Source organism: Sandarakinorhabdus sp. (genome assembly GCF_031422795.1).
Taxonomy (GTDB): domain Bacteria; phylum Pseudomonadota; class Alphaproteobacteria; order Sphingomonadales; family Sphingomonadaceae; genus Sandarakinorhabdus.
On record NZ_JANPML010000264.1, the window covers coordinates 1 to 1,714 of the forward strand.

1 protein-coding gene is annotated in these 1,714 nt (G+C 65.8%); it reads right to left on the bottom strand.

Annotated features, from left to right (window positions below; all coding sequences use genetic code 11):
* Positions 1–1,714, bottom strand: a 1,714-nt coding sequence (locus tag RMO81_RS09495) for a hypothetical protein (protein WP_310475598.1), incomplete at both ends; no start/stop codon positions are given.

Consider the following 1,714-nt stretch of genomic DNA (forward strand, 5'->3'; position numbering starts at 1 on the left):
GGGACCGAAGAATTGATATTCATCGGCCGGAATATTGTTGGCCGCGATATAATTCCGAGCGGCGTTGACCAGGAAGATCCGGACCGCAGTGGGCGCCCCGGACAGCGTCAGCCGCGTGTAGTTGGTCCCATCAAGGACGACGATATTCTGTTCGAGCAGGTCGCGCAGCGCCGATGGCGCCGCCGAGAAGGTCACGCCCTGATTGGGATCGCGGTTGCTCAGTTCAAGGTCGCCGGCGTAGCGCTGCGGGACAACCAGCGGCGCAGCACGATAGGCCGACCCGCCGGAGACGCTGACCTTGCCAACAGCAGACGCCGCAACCGCCAGTGGATCGGCGGTGACCGCCAGGGTCAGCGCGCCATCGGCGGCAGCGCCACCGACAAGGCGCAGGCTGAATGATGCAGCAGCCTTGCCACCGTCGAGCAAGGGCGCCACCACGGCGCTGCCGATCGGATCACCAGCGCCCTGCGCCTGCAGGCCCAATGCGCCGGGGCTGTTGGCGGCGGCGCTATAAGGGGCAATGGGGTTGCCCAGGCTGGCCACGCTGTCGCTGCCACGCACCAGGCGGTTGACCGAAATATTGATGATGTCGCTGAACGGCAGCGGCGGCGTAAGGGAGCCGGGCGAGGCGAAGAAGGGCGTGGCGATATCGTCGCACGGGATGGAGAACCCACCGCAGCTGACCTCGAATGCCGGACGGTAATCGCGGTTGCCGCCGCCCAGCTGGAAGCTGAGATATTCGGGCGCCGTCTGGTCGGCGAAGTTGAAGAAGCCGTCGCTGATCGAGCCGCGGATGTCGAGAGTGCCGCCGGCGCGCAGCGTCAGCACCCCGGCTTCGCCATCGGCGCGGCCACCAACCCGATAGATGAAATCGCTATAGCGCACGCCGCCGGCGGACACGCCGCTGAACAATTCTGATTCCTTGCCGGGCACGACATAGTTGAGCCCGTTGCCCAGCTGCGCTGACCGCGCCATCAGCCCATCGGCCAGCGCGGCTGCCACATTGACCGTGGCCGCGCCGAGATTCCAGTTCGACGCCAGCACGATATCGCCGACATATTCAAGCTGGACGCCCGGCCGGGCGCGGAAATTGGGGTCTTGAACCAGCGCGCCCAGCCCGGCGTTCGATGCCGAAAGGTCGAAGTTGCGGACGAATTCGGGAATTGATCCGGCGATCGTCGAGCCCAGTCGGTTGGTCGCGGGCATGGCGTTGAGATCGAGCACAGCCTGGCCGAGATCGTTGATGCAGATATCGGCATTTGCGCAACTCGCCAGCGCCATCGTGCCAAGATCGAAAATCCTGAAGCCTTCGACCGACACTTCGCGTGCGCCAGCGATGCTGCCGGCATACCGTATGTCGACCGTCTCGCGGTTGGCACCATCAAGCGTGACGGGGGCCCGGAAGGCCACGCTGCCGCCGGTATCGGATTGGGCGTAGTTGTAGGTCAGCGTGTCGCTCAGCGTCAGCGGATCCTTGCGCAACTGTTCGACCAGCCGGATGCCCGGCCGTCGGGCTGCCACATCGATCCGGGCGCCTGGCGCCACCACGATGCTGCCGGTGCCGGCGGTGCCGATCTCGATGGTGCCGCCGGTCGCGGCGCGCGTGTCGTTCGCCGCATAGCCATCGGCACTGGCATCAAGCAGCGCAGTGGCCGCCAGCGTTACCCCGCTGGTGCCGTACAGGCCGATCTTGCCGCCATTGATCCCGGATGTA